The organism is Paenibacillus apiarius, from assembly GCF_017052585.1.
Classification (GTDB): Bacteria; Bacillota; Bacilli; order Paenibacillales; family Paenibacillaceae; genus Paenibacillus_B; species Paenibacillus_B apiarius.
Window position 1 is genome coordinate 845,047 of record NZ_JAFFHZ010000001.1, and the last position, 18,361, is coordinate 863,407.

Here is an 18,361-nt window from a genome sequence, read left to right on the forward strand (position 1 = left end):
TCTATGCCTTCTTCTATTTTTGATGTATTTCAAAAAAATTATTCACTCCTTCAACAATTACGGTTGTACCAAATGAAAGGAGGAGCGTTATTATGACTACTTTACTCATACCCTTTATTGTATTTTTAGAACGAGGTACTAGTTTTTGTGCGCAAAATCCGATCGTAGCGCCTAATGTATTAATGAAAATATCATCAATATCAAAACTTCCTAAATGTGTTATCATTTGTAATATTTCAATCATAAAAATAGACACACAAAATAGAATAATAAATCGTAAAAACCGGCAAGGAAACAGTAGCGGGATTAAAATCCCATAAGGTAAAAAAGCTGCGAAGTTGGCAAAGTTAAAAAACCAACTTTGAAAGTCTCTACCTAATGGAAAATACAAAGGAATCCCATTTGGTATTAGGTTATACCAATACTCTTGGTTATGAATACGACTTGTTCTGTCAAAGGCGAAGAACAGGAAGTAGAGAATCACAACAGTATAAGCTGCTAGCAAGGTGATGGTAACCTTACGAACTTTTCCTTTAAACATAAAAAATCCTCTCATTTCTATCTTCTACTCATTATTAGTCCAAGATGTGTAAAAACCACCCAAATGCTACAACAAGTCTCAAATTTACGGGTTTACTTCATTGCGACCGCTTAAACAACAGGAATCTGAAAAACCGTCGGTCCGGGTTGAACCGCTCGGAATAATTAGCTTAGAGTAAGAAAAAAGGCCAAGCCGGCCATGTCCGAAGGCTTAGCGTAATATTTTCGTTAAAAATGTTGGCGGGATCCCATGGTGACATTTTCATCATAGCTTGTTTCCCACGGTGACAGGAATATTTTGTTATAACAATTTAATGCTATTTGGACTGAATTGACTTAGCAATAAGCGAAGCGTATGCTTTAGCTCCTTCCGGTTGCGGGTGAACGCCGTCCTTCGCAAACCATTCAGATTTGTCTGCGCTAAGCGAGTGCCAGTCGATCAATGTGACATTGGAACGCTCCTCGGCCGCTTTGGCCAATGTTTCGTTTACTGAATCCTGCCAGTCTCGCGGCACACGGGAGTTAACGAGATAGATTTGCCTATTCTCACCGATTGTATTGAGTAGTTCTTCGAGTTTTTCGGAAGAAAATGGCCCATTCGTGCCAAGCTCAATAATGACAATCTTTCCTAACTTCTCTTTCGAATCGAGTTGTGCCACGACATCCTTCGCTTCAGACATTTGCCGACTTACCTTACCATCTATGTCAATGCCGGGTATTAGTTCTTTCAGATAAGGCGCTACTCCGACCAACACGGAGTCACCAATTGCTGTAACTTCTACGGATGACTTAGAGGGGCTCTCATCCTTGGGTGTTGACTTTGTGACTTGCGAGTCGGCATTAAATGACACCGATTTTGAATTATTCAATGGTGCCGATTCAGTTTGTTTCGAATTTTCGATGGAATTTTCGCTTCCTGCCCTTGCACAAGCTACACAAATGAAGATGATCATAACGACGGAAAACAGCATAAACAAATGTTTGATCGGTTTTGATTTTTTCATATATCTAACCTCTTTCCTTAAATGGTATGTCTTCCCGTTCCGAATGGGCTCCTCTACAAATCTATAGGACAGCGCGGCTAATACAACAGTTATCATTAGTTGGGCTAGCTGGAGAATAAGATTCGGACTCACGTTTGGATCTGCAGATCCCGTTAAGACAATAATCGGATAATGCAACAAATATATGCCATAAGATCGGACTCCGATCCAGCGAAGGGGTTTCCAGGCAAGCAGTTTGCCTACTGCGCTGAACGGACTCGCCGCAGCCGCAATGACCAATGCAGATGCTACGGAGAGGACGACCATACCGCCGCGGTATAATGATTCATCGTATTTCCCGGTCTTTGTCAACATATACATCACGATACAGAGACCGACAACGCCCAAAATGTTAACCCAAGCGTTTCCCTTTCGCGAAAATGGTTCAGAAAATTTGTGGCTTGGATATATGATTGCAAGTGCTGCTCCAATCAACAGCCCAAAAGCCCTTGTATCCGTTCCGTAATAAACTCGGCTCGGGTCTGTGCCTGGCTCATACAAAAATACCATCAATGCAAACGAAACGGCTGCTCCCGCAAGAATTAGCAAAAAAAGTTTGCCGCGCGTTGGGGCAAAAGTAGAAATCACTATCATTAGAAGAAACGGCCATATCAAGTAAAATTGTTCCTCCACAGCGAGCGACCAAAGATGTCCGATAGGTGAAGGGGGACCAAAGCTTTCAAAGTAGGATACATTATGGTAAATTAAATACCAATTGTTCGTATATGTTAACGATGACCAAATATCCCCGCGAATCGAAGACAGCCTTCCTGGATCAACAATCGCAAGATAGGCGGTTAGAATGCACAGCATAAGTAGCATGGCCGGCAACAGTCTGCGCATGCGCCTCAACCAGAACTGTTTCATGTTGATTCGACCTTTTCTCTTACGCTCTTCCATCAGCAAATCCGTTATGAGGTAGCCTGAGAGTACAAAGAAGACACCTACTCCCAATAATCCCCCCGAGGCCACGCCCCAGTTAAAATGATAAGCAATTACAGCGAGAACGGCTAGAGCCCGGAGTCCATCTAGTCCCGGCATATAGCGTCGTTTGTCTTTCATAACATCTTGAGGCCTATTCGAATGAAGCTTATCCAACCTCCCCATCGTTACTGACATTTCACTTCCCCTCCCTTTTACTAAAGTAGTTTTTTATGTGGTTGGTGGGACGAGGCATTCCCCAGATACATTGTCAAAATCTCATCCACATATCGCTTATTTCCTATCACTACTGCCGCCGCTGTTTACGCTGCCCTTGTCGTCTTTCAACAGCACTTCCTGCACATAGTCACGAAGCTTCTCGTTGTTTTTCACGCCTAGGACAGAGGCGCCCCTCACTGACTTGCCGGCGAGAAGATCCATCGGTGGAATTTGCGCGGATCCGGCCATGTGGCTCTCCACACCGAGCGTAGCCAGTTTCAACATGTCGGAGATGTCCAAGTTCGTCTTGATGTAAGGCGCCACGCTTTCTAATATTTGCTTCATCCTCATAAGATTCCAACCGGACTTCAACTTATCGGCTACGGCCGAAAGCAGGTTGCGCTGCCGTTCGGTACGGGTGAAGTCGCTCATTGCGTCATGACGAAAACGCACGTATTGCAACGCTTTATCGCCATCCAACTTTTGCTGCCCCTTTTTCAAGTGAATATCGTACCGGTTGCCATCGGCTTTATCGGTATAGGTCATGTCTTTCTCAACATAGAAATCGATGCCGTCGATCGCATCAATAAGTGATTTAAATCCTTCGAAATCAGTATAGACGTAGTATTGAATGTCAAGGCCTAGCAAATCACCAATCGTTTTCATCGCAAGGTTCGGTCCGCCTAGTGCAAGCGCCGTGTTGATTCGTCCTTCGCCATGGCCTTCAATCCTGACGTAGGTATCACGCAGAATGGACAGCAAATGCGCTTTTTTCGTGACAGGATCAAAAGTTGCAAGTAACATAGAGTCGGAGCGAGCCTTCTCGTTCTCCTTTAACCCTCGATTGTCACCACCCATCAGCAGGATGTTGACTCGTTCAGTGCCTTCCCATTTGACGGGTTTCATTGACTCATCTTCCTTATACTGGCCTATCGGTATCGTGTCCTTCGGTTTATCCAAACTATCGAGTGTATTGAAGGCCCCAATGGCCTGATAGGTAAAAAGGCTGACGATGCACAGTAATAAAACGCCAATGCTGATCGAAGCGTACATCCATACCTTCTTTTTTTTAGCTCGATTATTTTGATTTCCTTTTCCAATCCTAATCATGTTGCTCCTCCTAATCATTTTCTTTTAGAAGGTGTTAAACGTTTTAGGAGCAAAATTCCATTGACCAGCCCCTCTAACGCCCCCTCCCAATGCAAAACCATCTGACCGAATGCATTGTTAATGGCTTAACTGTTGCCTTTTCACCTAATTTTCTCCTCTGAAATTGACCATAATACTCCACTGTGTTACGTAGATGCGGAAAAGGTATAGTGATTAGATAAGCGTTTATAAAAAAGCCCACCCAAGGGTGAGCTGTTCTAGCAGGGTCTACGATTCTTCGATACAACGTAATATTCATCTCAGTTCAGGTTAACAACAGATTTCAAATTCCAACTTTCTCATACGCTGATCCAGAAATACTCATCCATTGGGTACCAGGCTATATCTCGGATCTCCTCCCCGTAAGACTAAAGCAAGTAGTTAGAAAGCCGCCGTCGAGAACGAACCTCCTACCTCGACGATGGTGCCGTTCGAGAGGCGCTAAACGCGCGGTCGAAGTGTCTCATCAATGACTCGAGAGGACCGTTAGGGAGCCGCGCGATCAACCACCCTGTCAGCAGCGTTGCGGCCGCGACGAGAAGGTCACCGAATGGAATCCCTCCGACACTATATTCTATCCCCGCCAGTTTGAGAGACCATATCACGACGAATTGAGCCGCATACATCGTCAATGCCACGCGTCCGACTGCAGCGAAAGGCATTAACACTACAGAGGACTTCTTCGGTACGAGACATACCAGTCCAAGCACGAGGAATGCGACTCCCAGCCCAATCAGCGTCTGGAACGTCGACGCACTGTGCGGAGATGTCCAGAGAAGCATGTTCCACAGCGGCGGTTCCGTGTTGAGCGGCCAGATTGCATTCGGGTCCGGCATGGTCGGCATGGTCGGCATGGTCGGCACGGCACTGACCGTGCCTTGAAGGCCAATGAGCCACGCATCGAAGGAACGGCTCAGCCCGGGAATAACGAAAGCGCTCAGCATCTTACCGACGGCGAGCATGATACCGCCACCGCCCGCGAGTGCGAGTGCGGTACGCACCTTGGTGAGGTCAAGGCGCCCGATCGCCATACCGGTAACGAAAGCGGGAGCGAGCGCGAGCGCGGACATCGGACCGCCCGCAATATCATAAAGGGGGTACGCTCCCGATAGGGCGCTCAAACCAAGAATCATCAGCGGTGGGGCGACCACGGCCAAAACGGCTGCTGTCGTAACGAGCACACGCGTCGAACGACGAACCAGCACCAACGCCAGCACGAACATTGCCGCATAGGCGGGTAAGATCACCCCGTACGGGGTATTCAGCAGGATGAGCAGATACCCAATCACATCAATGAACACTGCTCGAGCGAGCATCCGTGCTCGGAACGCGGTCGTCTCCGTTTCTCGATCCTTCATGCGTTGCGCCATGATCGAGTAAGAAATGCCGCCACAGAGCACGAACAGCAGCGTCGTATTCCCGGAAACGATCGCAGAAATCGTTTCATTCGATGAGAAGTGCTGCAAATACATCCCTATGACCGCTAACCCCCGTGCTGCATCAAGCGCAACGAGACGTCCGGCCGTCCTCGAATTAGCCCGTGCCTTCCTTACTCCGGCAGACTCCCCGTTGGCGATGTCAACTTGCCCACCGTCCTGAAGTGGAGCCGATACATCTACGAACATCTCGTTTGATTCGCCTAAAACCGCATTGTTTTTCAGTCCGTTGTTATTTGAATCCGCTACATCCTTGATGGTTGCTCCTGTTTCATTTTCACTTCCGGACTCGTCCGACAGCTTGATACTGACTGACAATTAGCATTCCTCCTCAAAATGGTTATTTCTTTAGGTGTTCTTCAATTCCTTGCAAGTAGTGGTTGTTATGCTTATTCCACTATAACTGGCAGATGTCGCAAAAGTTTGATCAAGATGTAAACAAAATGTCACAACCGATGCGTGCGATTTTATGCCTCATAAAAACAACCTTACTCCGGTCCGAAGTCCGAGATAAGGTTGTAGGCAGGTAGAGTGTTATTGGGTTGTCGTTGAGCTTCAGGTAGCTATTGAAATTTGATGATAAATGACTGCCCGACCGAGAAATCCGTTTGTGTCATTTGGGAAGGGGAAAACAGGCTGCGTATTTACGCAGGTTGTGTTATTCCAGAAAAGGGCCATATGTGGAGTAACAGTATGTATATATTTTAAGGAAATTAATGCATGAATCACAAATGTGTTCTTTCAATGCTCTTCCCTCATACCGAGCAGATATCTTGATTAAATATATAAAAAAATCAGCGCCTCCCTATCGGATTGTAGAAACAAGTTGAAGGGATGACGGAGCTAACTCGAGTCCACAAAAACCATCGCTTCGAATTAATCCGAAGCGATGGTTTTTGTATATATTTTCATTTATGGATTTTATCACCAGTCTAGGTGCATCATGCGGCTGATAATGACTGCAGCTTGCGCACGGTTGGCGATGTCTTTTGGACCATAAGTTGTATCGGTTAATCCTTGGAGGACACCTTCTTCGGTCAACTGGGCGATAGCCTCTCTAGCGTATAAAGCTATGTTGCCTCTGTCAGTGAATTTGGCCAATGTTGCGCCGATATTGCCGGTCGAAGCATTCCGGGTCAGCTTCAGGGAATTGGCGGCCATGATGGCCATTTCTTCACGCGTGATTGCCCGGTTTGGCTCAAAACGGTTGCGGTCTACGCCTCGGACCAGATTGGCTTTAACCCCGGCCGCTACGTACGGGTAATACCAGTCCGACGGCTGAACGTCGGTGAACGATACGGTCGCCTGATTGTCGGACAGGTCGAGGGCTCGAACGATCATCGCCAGAAATTCGGCACGAGTTACTTGCTTCATCGGTGCAAATTGGTGTTCGGAGACACCCTTGATGATGCCGAGAGCAGCCATTTCACGAACATTATCGCCCGCCCACGCTTCTGCGCCTTGCAGGTCGCTGAATTTAGGAACTATTCCGGACCCTGGTACTAATGGTGCTTGATCAGCATCATTTTTGTCCGTAATTGCATTGAAAATCGAGTTCGCCAGCAAACGGTACTGATGCCGTGGATGATCGTTATTGATGAAATCGTTAGAAAAAACAGTCAGGTTCTTGTTGTTTTCATGGTATGTGAAAGCTATGATCTTTCCTTTGGCAGCCTCATGTCCCGGCCACCAGCCTGCTTTGAAAAAGTCGTCTCGATCACTGGTAACGGCAAGCACTTTTGCCATTTTGGGAACTGTCCTAATGTAAGAACCCGTGACTGTGTAGAAATATTCCTGTTCATCGTAAGCGGCTGTAATAAGATTATCTTGCATGACGTTTGCCAAGAATACGCCTTCGTATCTTTCCCATTGTTTCGGACCTTCGAAAGAAAATCCAGGTATCCAGTTTTGGATATTACTCAATCCAAAGTATCCAAATGCGATGTAAGGCTTTCCTTCTTCTACATATCTGGAAGAGCCGAAAGTATTAACAAGTACGTCTGCATTCGACTGGCGTGTAGTCACCTTAAAGCCCAGCCCTTTCAGCACATAGGCCGTTTCACCAAGAGCTGCAACGGTAGCAGGCTTAAGGACTTTACCGCTTGGCCCGGTATTGCCAAATTCGCTCGCGTCGAGATAATACTTGGAAGCCAATGGAGACAAGTCACTGTAGGCAACCACGAAGTCACCCGCTTCATATCCTGACCCGCTTTTGGTGAGCATCGTAACGGTCTTGCCGGCAGCCAATAACTCATTGACCGCTTTTATAGCATCATTGTTTGTGTTCTGGATCAGAACATAAACAGAGTTATTTGGCATTTGTGTCGCCGGAACCGACACGGATGTTATTGGAGAAGTTTTGTTTGTGAATACACCGGCTTCTCTTACTGCGTAACGATCGAATCCGCGCATATCATGGAAGTTTTGAATGATTTCACCGGCCATCGATTCAAAATCGGATACATCCATTCCATCGTACAAGACCAGGTTCGCGATTCCACGCTTAGCCTGATGCATGTTTACAACAAATGATCCTGCAGGATATGTCGTATCGGCAACGGTTACGGCTCCTGTCGAACGTTCAATCTTAACTCCATTTCGAAGCAGGTATTCAACCATACGGTAGGTTTCCAGAACATTCTTTTGAACACTTTTGTCGATCGGTAGGACATAGTACTCCGGGAAGAAGTTTTGGTTATCTTGACGCGGACGGCCAATTGTTTCATTTTTGGCATTAACAAGGTACTTATCTACGGCACGGTCATCGATATTGTCCACACCGCGTTCATATATTTTCAATTGGTTCATGAACAGCTCTTCTTTTTTTCCGCTGACATAAGCGGTAGCTCCCGCCGCAGCATAATACAGCGCTTTGGCAGAATCCTCGTTCAACTCGGGTATTTCAAGCGTATGCCCCATTGCACCGTGATGCATTGCGAATACGGCTGTATATGCTGCGGATGCATCATCCCATCCGGAGGCAGTGCCTTTGGAAACATAGTTCGCATCCTTTACGGATTTGAGATGTTCTTCGTAAGGGATATGATAGTAGTCGTACTTCGTGTTTGCGATGCCGGCCTCGCCCATAGCGGCCGCTTGTTCCAACATGTGCTCAATGAGCAAATCATACTCGAGGTTCGGGTCATGGGGCGGTGTAGCCGGCTCGATCAGAAAGTTCGGGTCAAATCCATGCATATCCAGGAAGGACAGTGGCGACCATTTCGCGATTTGTTCCGTGACGATACGCGTTTCAGGCTGTGTTTGATAGGAATTGTCTCGATTCAGATCGAAACCCTCGGCATTATGACGTGTGTTGTGAACCCGACCATCCGGATTGTCCGTATAAACGAACAGGAAGAAAACGTTCTCCAACACATCGTCCATATTCAAAGTGACCTTGGTTCGCTGGCCGTTTGGCAAGGTTGTATCATATGTAATACTCTTGTCCAATGCCATCGTCTTAAAATAATTCAGAATCGCATCAACGCCAGGCGATTCATCCGGATGAATATTGTTAATCCAGATCGGCACTTTGTAATCCCCAAATGTCCCGGATGTGATGTCGGCTTGCAATTGCTTAGGATCATTCATCATTGCAGGATGCGTCACGTTTTGGTACTTGTCAACGGTAGCTTGATCCTTGGCAAGTACAGTGAAATAGATATCGCGGCCTTCCGCCGATTTCCCAATTGAAGTAGTTTTGATGTACCTGTCATTTTTTTGAGCTGCTCCTGCCGTGATTGCATCTATCTCCGGCTTTAGCTCATCGTAGCTGCGGAAACTGTCATATGGCGTCAATTTAACAGGCGCATGAGCAATGACTTGTCCGTTAGCTACCGCTGCCAGTTCAAATGTCCCAATTAGTGACGGGTACTGCAAACGAGGTGCGGACAGGTTGACAGTATCGTAAGGAAGATCGAACGTAACGCTTGCAGTAACTTCACCGTCCTTTACTTTTACATTGTCAACTGTAATAAAAGGTGCACCATTATAACCACGATCCTGATATTTTTTCCATTGGGACAGTGGTTTGCCATCGTACGTCCAGCTTAAGCTTTTCACATCAACACCTTCCGGAAGCTTGAACGCAGCATGAAGCGTTCTTTTCTCTGTCATCGATGCAACATAGTTGTCCAGTTCCAACGTTTGAGGGTTATTAACCTTTTTCAGGTTTAGCGTCGTTATTTCCGCCTGCTGATCGGACGAAGCAGTGATTCCCATATCCTGCACAACCTCTGCCATCGCAATGCCTGGAGTCATAGCACCCAGTAGCATCGCAAACGACAAAATCAACGCCAAATAACGCTTTGTGATCAAGTTCTTAAACACCTTTCTCCTCCTCTTCTCTCGTAGGCTCACTTTTAATGCAAAAAATAGTCATGAACCAAATAACGCTCCATAGGCCCCCTTGTTCCATCTCCGGCTTACTGGGCGGCTTCCCCGCTCGGCGATATCTCACCGACGATTGTTCTCACAACCATGTCGGTTAATCATGTACATAGACGTCATTTTTAACCGGATCAGAATCTTTCGTTCTCGAAAAAATTCTTTCAGCTCAATTTTTTATCGTTACGGATAGAACAGCTACTCCTCCCACATAGGTCTTCTTTAGTACCTAATTTGGCGAGTTTACCCTTCTTTCTACCGTATTCTGATATCCCACTGAAGCCAGCTTCCACATATCGTATACCGATAAATTGATATCGATAAAGGGATTGACTTCTTCTCAATGGACAGTGACCAGAGGTGGCCGATGGGGGATGGAGGGCCATATTTTAATATAGCTAGCAGATGTCACTAAAGTTTGATCAACATGTAAACAAAATGTCACAGCCGATACGTACGATTTTTTGAAACAAAAACAACCTTACTCCGGTCCGAAGTCCGAGATAAGGTTGTAGGCTTGAAGAGCGTTATTGGGTTGTCGTTGGTCCAGGCAGCTATTGAAATTCGATGATAAATGACTGCCCGACCGTGGAATCCGTTTGTGTCATTTGGGAAGGGGAAAACAGCTTTTGTCCATGAATTAATAAACTGTTATTGTCTAGGCTCCAGTAAATATAGCTAGGGAGAATCCCGCGGTAAACCGGCTCGTTATACAAAACATTTTTCCCTTGAATTTTACCTGCATAGATAATATCCTGGTCGTACAATGAGTAAGCAATGCTTTTCTTGTCATGAGAAAATTTAAAGTTGCCCACCTTATCCAGTAGTACGGAAAGTTCGCCGTTTCGCCGATCGTATTCGTATAACGTTCCATCGATTCCAAGGAATGCAAACTGATTGTTGTTGATCCATGCATTCTGCTCGCGCCCAATTTGGTGTTCGAATTGAATCTCGATTTCACCTTCCCCCGTATTTGTCCCCATCATGATGTAATTTTTTTCCCCAGACTGATCATATTGAAATGTAGTCAATAGCACGCTGCGCCCATCATCGGAAACGTTGATCTTTAGGATCGTATTCCCCGAGGGAATTCCCTTCAGCTTAAAAGTCTTGGAGCTTTGAGTCTCGGCATCGTATACACCAAGGCTGGTGACTCCGTTATCACGCGGATCCACCACCAGATAGCCTAGATACCTGCCATTGCCTGACCAAGCAACATCCTGCACAAACAGTTGCTCAAGGGAATTGATCTTTGCCACTTCGGTTTCTTTGCCGTTCTCTAATGATATTAGATTCAGAACAACTCTCGATTTGGATATTTCGCAGATGTATTTACCATCCGGGGACAGTTGCATATCTGGAACTTCCATGTGAATTCCTGGAACGAACTCGCTTTGCTCGTAAGGATGGGTTAGACGCTTTATCATCATACGGTCTGTCGAGCTTTTCCTATACGAAGCTACCACGGAGTTGGTAGAGGTCCAGCCAAGCAATTGACCAGCACTCGTGAAATCATCAGGAAGCCGATAGATCTTATTCACCTGAAATGGTCGAGAACCTTGATCTTCGGTATGCTCCTCTTCTTTGCTCGGAATAATAATCGTCTCAGTTTTGGGTCCTAAATTGCAGCTTGACAACAGCATGAGCATCAACGACAGGATCCCTAGTGATAAAATAAACCGTTTTTTCTTCATGATCGATTCTCCGTCCTCTTGGAGTTGAAACCGTCAAATTCCACAGTGACGGTCACATGACGATTTTGGCTATCGAAGGAGATCGTTCCCCCGAAGTCGTGGACGATGGATTTGACAATACTGAGCCCCAGCCCTACACTACCCTCTTCTGAAACACTTGGATGAGCCAAATAGAATGGATGAAATAAGTTTGCAAGCTGATCTGCCTCTATAGGGTCACTTGGATTATCAAATACAAAGCGAACCTTTCCGTCAACATGCAGCGCCTTCACAGATATTTCCGAAAGCGATAAGCTGTATTTGATCGCATTATCCAGCAGGTTGATAAAGAGCTGGCGCAGCCTGTCTCCTTGACCGAATACGACCAAGTCATCTTCGATTTGATACTTTATGCTTTTCTTATATCGCTGTGCACGAATGGCCATCGAATCGCACACATCCTGCAGGATAATTCCAGCATTGATCTTGTCGGACTCACTTATCATGGAATTGTTACGCGATACTTCAAGCAGCTTTAATACCATGGTATGGAGGCGTCTGCTTTCTTCTATAATATGGTTCATTCCTTTTTCAAAAAAATGCGGGTCCTTTTCACCATTCTCTCTGATCAATTCCGCATACCCTAGAATTGAGGTTAGCGGAGTTTTAAGCTCGTGGGTTATATTGTCAAAAAAACGTTTCTCCTGCTGGTGAAGTTCCTTGAGATAATCCCGATCCTTTTTAATAATGGTGATCTGCCTGCTAATTTGATCGATCATATCATTAAAATTATCGGCCAGCCTGCCGATCTCATCTTTACGATTAAAACGGATGCGAACGTCCAAGTTCCCATCCTTCACCTCGGTCGAGGCCCAGGTCAGTTTGACAAGAGGGATAGTGATGTGCCTCGAAAGAATATACGAGAATAGGAATGCCGCTGCAAAAATCGCAAGCGTAATAAAAAAGATAATGTCCAAAATCCTTCCGCTTTGCGCATAGATTAAACTGAAATCTTTGGAAAAACGCAAGATCCCCACCTTGGACCCATCAATCACGACCGGATAGGAAAAAAGAACGGATGCTGTATTATGCTCATAGGTGATGCTGTATGCAGTTCTGCCCTTAATCGCCTGCTTCAAATCGCTATCTTTCTGGTATGGGAACATGGACTTGTCCGAAGAATACAGCAATTCGCCATCCACCGTATAGACACTGACGTTGCTGCCGGTGGCGTGTTTCAGATCATTCGCCATTTCGAGAGCCATCTCGCCAAAGTACAGCTCATTACTTGTAAAATGGTTGATCAGGAACGCTTGGCGAACGTATACATTGCTGTTGTTCTTAACCCCGACTAATTCAGATGTAACTATTTTTTGATTGCTTGTCCGAATGAATTCTTTGACGGTTTGATTAAGGACAATGAACGAAAGTGAAAAAATCAAAAAAAATCCGATAAGAAACTTTATGCTGATTTTCCGTATCATTCCCTTTCCGCCTGCTTCTCGAATTTGTATCCAATCCCGAAAACGGTAGTAATGAACTCGCTGGCGTCAAGTTTTTTACGAAGTCTTTGTATGTGAGTGTCGACAGTACGGGTATCGCCGACAAAATGGTATCCCCATACCATATCAAGTAATTCCGAACGTGTGAACGTTTTGCCTTGATTTCCAATCAAGGTCATGAGAAGATCAAACTCTTTTGGTGTCAATTCAACAGCGTGACCATTATTTTTTACAAGTCGTTCTTCTGGAATAATTTCGATCTGTTTGAAACGAATCACACCATGCTTCGCTTCGTTTTGTTGTCCACTGTTCGCTTGATCCACTCTCCGTAGAATCGTCCGGATTCGGGCAACAACTTCGCGCAAGTCAAAAGGCTTCGTGATATAGTCGTCTGCGCCGAATTCAAGGCCAAGCACTTTATCGGTGATATCGGATTTCGCAGTAATCATGAAGATCGGTATGTTATAATTTGCTGTTACCTTTTTGCAAATATCCAGTCCGCTTTCGTCAGGCAACATCCAGTCGAGAAGCAGAAGATCGGGTTGAAATTTTTGCAGTTCGATCATTCCGTTTGCTCCACTTGCCGCCGTTCGAGTTTGAAAGCCCTCCATAGAAAGTCCGTATGAAAGTAGATCGGCAATCGCAATATCATCTTCAATAATGAGAATTTTTGCTTTATTCATCTTAATCCCCGTCTCTTTTGTTACTAATGCCAGGAAGGGTCACGGCACCGTTACTTATGTTACCGATTCGTGTAGAAATAATCAAATTCATATGAGGAGGACGCTAACAATTCGATAATTAAAATTTATTTGATAATCAACTAATCGTCAAAGTATATAATGTTCTTGTCATCGGATAACTCACGTTTCCTTGTTACTGAACCAACCTCGCAACCGTAGTCTTTTATTTATAACTAAAAGTTTCGCAAGGATAACTACTCTTAAATCCGTATGATGAATATCCCGTGCGGTCCCTGAAGATCCGTATCCTCCGTAACGGCGGCGACGACTACCTTACGAATTCCCTCTGGCTGTCCAAACACTTTCAGTCGATCCGTAAATAAAACCACTGCTTATTATATTTGGGCAAAGGCACTTACAAGTGGAGAGGCCACTTTTATGTGCCTTCTTCACAAGTTTGTCCAACTTTAAAATCATTGAGAAGAGATAAGAAGGGATTCAAGATTCCGGAGCAACACTAGGAAAATATGCCATATATAAATAACAATTGGTGTGAGTTTAACTGTTGTGTATCATTCCCTGTCAACGACAAGACGAGCTCGTTAGCCTTGGCGGTTAGTTCAAAAACTGCTGTTTATCTCAAGTTCAGAGACTGATGATCCGTTACGTGTCGTTCAAAATACCAACGTGTAAAATCCGCCCGAAATGCAGGTATTAAGCACATTGCCTATACCGGCTTCGCTTTTGCTGAGGACAATCCATTCGCTCTTGTTCATCTGACTACCGAGTATGCTTTTTTTACTACGAATATTCGATACAACTTCTTACGTAACGGTGGTTAACAGAGTTTTGTTAATTCGTCATAAAAGTAAATGTAGGGATCGGGACGACCATTACAAATGCCACTGAAAGGGAAAGTGAATACGGTTAGCCGTAGTGATCTGGCTCTGGCTGCCGCAACAGTTTTAACTGAGGATGGACACGAGAACAAAGAGTTCAATCTTCCGGGTGGGTAACTTTATGTTGAGCAAAGTGGTAAACGTTTTGGCGAGCGTTCACATTCGATCACACGCTTCACGTATCATCCATTGGGAGGTTATCTCCGCCTCTTGAGCACACTTACATGCGGATGCGTTTATTATGGTCCCAAAAGTTTGAAAGTATTACCGCACTGACTTGATCATGGACAATAATTCTTCTTCACTGACGCCTTTCTCCAGGCTCAAGGAATACGAAAATCCATGCGAGTTCCATGTTGCCAGTTCAATTTGCCTTGATTGCCTTTGATGGTCACCTGTTCATTTCCGATTTGAATGATGTTCGCGTCACCAGCCCTGGACGTTGGGGACGGTGTCATCCCTCATCCCGTTGTTCCTATGCCAAACCTGAGAGAAACTATCCCCCAATTGATGCTCTTAATAAAGGAAAAACTGACGATAAACGCACCGTCAGTTTTTTGTCAAAGTAAAGGGTTCAATCTACACTGTTTTTTTACATACGCTTGTGCCAATTCAACATCATCACCCTGTAGTTCATCATCCAATAATCTTGAAAAGTTGCATCTGATGTGACGCGACCGGCCGCATCTCGGCTGCTCTCGGAACCATCAGTGAAGTGTTCCGCTATAAGCCGGCGCGGCTGCCTTGATGATCTGTATCAGCTCGTCTGCCTAGTTGCTTTCGTAGTACCCGGTTACGCGAAAAATACGAACAGTCTACTTTATTTTCTTCTTTTTCGAGGATATGACATTGTAATCTTGTCAGTCTAAGAGGTGGCGCCATTGCTTCTTTTCGGGTATCATATGCCTTGGAAGTATTTCCGCACTAGGGACATGCGAATGAGGATCCTCGCTCGAAGTCAATGTGCAGATGCCAAGCTTGATCGTAGTCATCGAATTCAATATGTGTGAGTTTCCAAAGGTCTTCTAACTGTAAAGCTATGCTGAACATATTCATGATCAGTTGGTATTATTACTTATCGAACTCCACATCAGTTATCATCCCGCCCTATTAATTGTCTTATGAGCAGGACCGACAACATTTCTAGTAAGTAGACATAACCCATGAACTATAGCGAGGAAGCGCGAAGCACCTGAACAGAACCTTGTACAAGCAAGCCTGCATACAGCCAGCGATAGATCGTTTTAAAGTATTCATAAGACATTTGTGCTTTGTCAGCCTTATACATGTTGACATCCTGATTGCGCTTCAACTCACGTGCAATACTTGAATGATGCCGTCCTAGCTCCTGAGCAATAACCCTTGTAGACCAACCTTGAGCGTGTAGCAGTTCTAGCTGCACTCTTTCTGTTGTGCTAAAATGTGAGTAACTCATGATTGATTCCTCCGTGTAATGGATTGTTGTGGTGACACCATTTTACACGAATCAATCATGAGCCATTTTTTTATTTACTGGTAACTGTCGCAATTCATATTACAATCCGTCTTCATGATGCTTATTCTTCAATATACACTCTTTCTCCGGACATCAAGTAAACTACGTTTTTGTCGGCATCCAGCGCCGCTACCATCTTTGTCTCCTTATTTTGGACGAAGCAGAAATCTCTGGCCGAGTTGTCCCATTTCACTTCAAGTCCCTGGATGTCCATATTGAACAATTTCTTCGCGATCGGGGCGACCACTTCTTTCGCTTCTTTTTCGGTAATATCTTTCTTCAACACACGTTTTCGCCCACCATCATGAACGTAGCGTACCTTCCCCGTCTTTTCATCTAGAGAAAGCGTGACCTTGTCGCCTTTAAGCTCCCACGTCTTATTCTCAACGCCACCCTCAAGCACAGCTTTCGTCACGTCAAAGTCACGATCTAAAGCCGTTTTCACTGCTTCCGTTGCCGTTTTCAGTAATTTCGAATCAAGCTCGTTCTTGCTAAATTCGATCGCCGCCCCAATACGATTTTTCTCTTTCGACCCTGGCATATTTTTCAACAGAAAGGCGGAGAAATCTTTCCCTCTTAAAGAATACTGGGTAAAAGGTTGCTTTGGATTTTCATAGTACTCGGACACGTCAACTTCTTTATCAAATGTGTATTTTTTCTTGGCATGCATCCCTTTCAGCACTTTCAGGATTTCATCCTGATCCTTTTTGCTGATTCTATCGATGGTTTGCTTCCCTCTGATACTCCATATTTCTTTGGTCTTTTGTATATAGGCTACACTATAAGTTTCATCTTCAGAACGAACCCACACCCACCCTAACATTTCATCAAGCTCGCCAACATCCTGCAACTTAATCTCTTTCCCCGCAAATTGCTTTACGGCCTTTTGCAGCTCGGCAGCCAGCTTCTTGTCGATTTTCACTTCTTTGCTCTTCGCTTGCTGCTGCTCTTGCTGCTTCTCTTGCGCTGCCTCCGCGCCGGCAGGAATCGGTCCTGCCAATGTGGCCAGCATGCCGGATACGACCAGTGTTGCAACGATAGCTTTTTTCAAATTCACGGTAAATCCTCCTATGTAATTACTTGAATATTTGCTCACTCATATTATCCTAGCAAAGGAATTGCAAAAAACCACAAAACATTCTATTAATATTAATTAAGAAATCGTTAATAACCAACAAGATTAATATCAGTTACTTTTGACCATTGACTTTACTATCTTGAGCAGAGCGTCACCGTCCTTGGCATCCGGATACATCAAGCAACTCATTCAGTCTGGGGCTAGTTAATTTTCCACGGTTGCCGTTTCTATCGGCGGATTGCTTGCTGCTGCCCTTGTTTTAGGTTTTATAGAGCATTTCTTTGTAATGAGGAATGCTTTTTTATCTTTTTTTAAAATGAAAAGGATATTTCTATAACAATAATGTAAAACAATAATGTTTTATTGTAAAACGATAAAACGTGTGTTAAAGTCAAATTTACAATAAATAAGTGAGGTGCTTTTTATGAAACAAGGTTCAACACTCTTTTTAAAGATAGCTGTTTTTATTATCGGAACTCCAGTTCTTGCTTTGAGTATATTTTGGTTGCCTGGGATAGCCGCTAGAGATGCAGCAGCGCATCCAGAGACTGCCTACTTGCAGTATCCCTTTTTGATAGGTGCATATATAACGGTAACACCGTTTTTCGTTGCCTTATATCAGGCTTTAAAACTTTTAAGCTATATTGACCAGAACAAAGCCTTCTCGGAATTATCTGTTAGAGCTTTGAAGTATATAAAATATTGTGCAATCACCATCAGTACCTTGATTGTAGTAGGAATAATATCTGGAGTTATATTGATTGCAGGTGAAAGTGAAGACATAACAGGTTTTATAAGCTTGGGATTAATGTTCACTTTTGCTTCAATGGTGATTGCAGTATTTGCTGCTGTTCTTCAAAGACTTTTACAAGAAGCCATCGATATAAAATCAGAGAATGACTTAATAGTCTGAGGTGGATAACATGGCAATTATAATCAATATTGATGTGATGCTGGCTAAAAGGAAAATGAGCGTAACTGAACTTTCGGAGAGGGTTGGAATAACAATGGCTAACCTTTCTATATTGAAAAATGGAAAGGCAAAAGCAATTAGGCTTTCAACTTTAGAGGCAATTTGCAAAGCATTAGAATGCCAACCTGGAGATATTTTAGAATACAAAAGTGACGAAGACACTTACACTATAAGACATCACGTAACGTGAGGGTAAAGACGATACAACCATAATTTTTCTATACTCCAACACCTTAATATCGTGATTGTCGGACTACATCTATACGAACCCAGGAATTAGCATTAATACCTGCAGGCCTTTAACAGGCAGACCCCTGGCGCGCAAAAAAGACCGCCTAAAGATTGAAAGCGCCCATTCTTTAAT

11 protein-coding genes and 1 pseudogene are annotated in these 18,361 nt (G+C 44.4%); 2 read left to right on the plus strand and 10 right to left on the minus strand.

What is annotated here, in order from left to right; all coding sequences use genetic code 11:
• Positions 1 to 13 precede the first annotated feature (13 nt).
• The 10 genes and pseudogenes from JSQ80_RS03925 to JSQ80_RS03970 all read right to left on the minus strand — a co-directional run bounded on the left by JSQ80_RS03925 (position 14) and on the right by JSQ80_RS03970 (position 17,003).
• Positions 14 to 541, minus strand: coding sequence for a VanZ family protein (locus JSQ80_RS03925; protein ID WP_206094419.1), 528 nt, complete (start codon positions 539 to 541; stop codon positions 14 to 16).
• 316 nt (positions 542 to 857) lie between these two features.
• Positions 858 to 2,702 (minus strand): acyltransferase family protein, encoded by a 1,845-nt coding sequence (locus JSQ80_RS03930; protein ID WP_206094420.1) that lies wholly within the window; start codon positions 2,700 to 2,702, stop codon positions 858 to 860.
• A 96-nt stretch (positions 2,703 to 2,798) separates the two neighbouring features.
• Positions 2,799 to 3,833, minus strand: coding sequence for an LCP family protein (locus tag JSQ80_RS03935; protein ID WP_206094421.1), 1,035 nt, complete (start codon positions 3,831 to 3,833; stop codon positions 2,799 to 2,801).
• Positions 3,834 to 4,282: 449 nt separating this feature from the next.
• A complete protein-coding gene (locus tag JSQ80_RS03940) occupies positions 4,283 to 5,626 on the minus strand; it encodes a DUF418 domain-containing protein (protein ID WP_206094422.1) in 1,344 nt (447 codons plus the stop codon).
• 606 nt (positions 5,627 to 6,232) lie between these two features.
• Positions 6,233 to 9,637, minus strand: a complete 3,405-nt coding sequence (locus JSQ80_RS03945) for an S-layer homology domain-containing protein (RefSeq protein ID WP_336245703.1) — start codon at positions 9,635 to 9,637, stop codon at positions 6,233 to 6,235.
• A gap of 611 nt (positions 9,638 to 10,248) precedes the next feature.
• Entirely contained in the window at positions 10,249 to 11,388 is a 1,140-nt protein-coding gene (locus JSQ80_RS03950) for a WD40 repeat domain-containing protein (RefSeq protein WP_206094423.1), read from the minus strand.
• Positions 11,385 to 12,851, minus strand: a complete 1,467-nt coding sequence (locus JSQ80_RS03955) for a sensor histidine kinase (protein WP_206094424.1) — start codon at positions 12,849 to 12,851, stop codon at positions 11,385 to 11,387. The genes JSQ80_RS03950 and JSQ80_RS03955 overlap by 4 nt, the downstream gene beginning before the upstream one ends.
• Complete coding sequence (locus tag JSQ80_RS03960; protein ID WP_206094425.1) at positions 12,848 to 13,552, minus strand: response regulator transcription factor; 705 nt, start codon at positions 13,550 to 13,552, stop codon at positions 12,848 to 12,850. The genes JSQ80_RS03955 and JSQ80_RS03960 overlap by 4 nt, the downstream gene beginning before the upstream one ends.
• 2,082 nt (positions 13,553 to 15,634) lie before the next feature.
• Positions 15,635 to 15,886 (minus strand): annotated as a pseudogene (locus JSQ80_RS03965) (helix-turn-helix domain-containing protein); the annotation flags it as partial.
• A gap of 121 nt (positions 15,887 to 16,007) precedes the next feature.
• Entirely contained in the window at positions 16,008 to 17,003 is a 996-nt protein-coding gene (locus tag JSQ80_RS03970; protein ID WP_206094427.1) for a hypothetical protein, read from the minus strand.
• 445 nt (positions 17,004 to 17,448) lie between these two features.
• On the opposite strand from JSQ80_RS03970, the gene JSQ80_RS03975 reads away from it, so the two are divergent.
• Both JSQ80_RS03975 and JSQ80_RS03980 read left to right on the plus strand, forming a co-directional pair.
• The gene (locus JSQ80_RS03975; protein WP_206094428.1) at positions 17,449 to 17,937 is read left to right on the plus strand and encodes a DUF2975 domain-containing protein; all 489 of its coding nucleotides are present in this window, start codon (positions 17,449 to 17,451) and stop codon (positions 17,935 to 17,937) included.
• 10 nt (positions 17,938 to 17,947) lie between these two features.
• Entirely contained in the window at positions 17,948 to 18,187 is a 240-nt protein-coding gene (locus tag JSQ80_RS03980) for a helix-turn-helix domain-containing protein (RefSeq protein WP_206094429.1), read from the plus strand.
• The last annotated feature ends 174 nt before the right edge of the window (positions 18,188 to 18,361 follow it).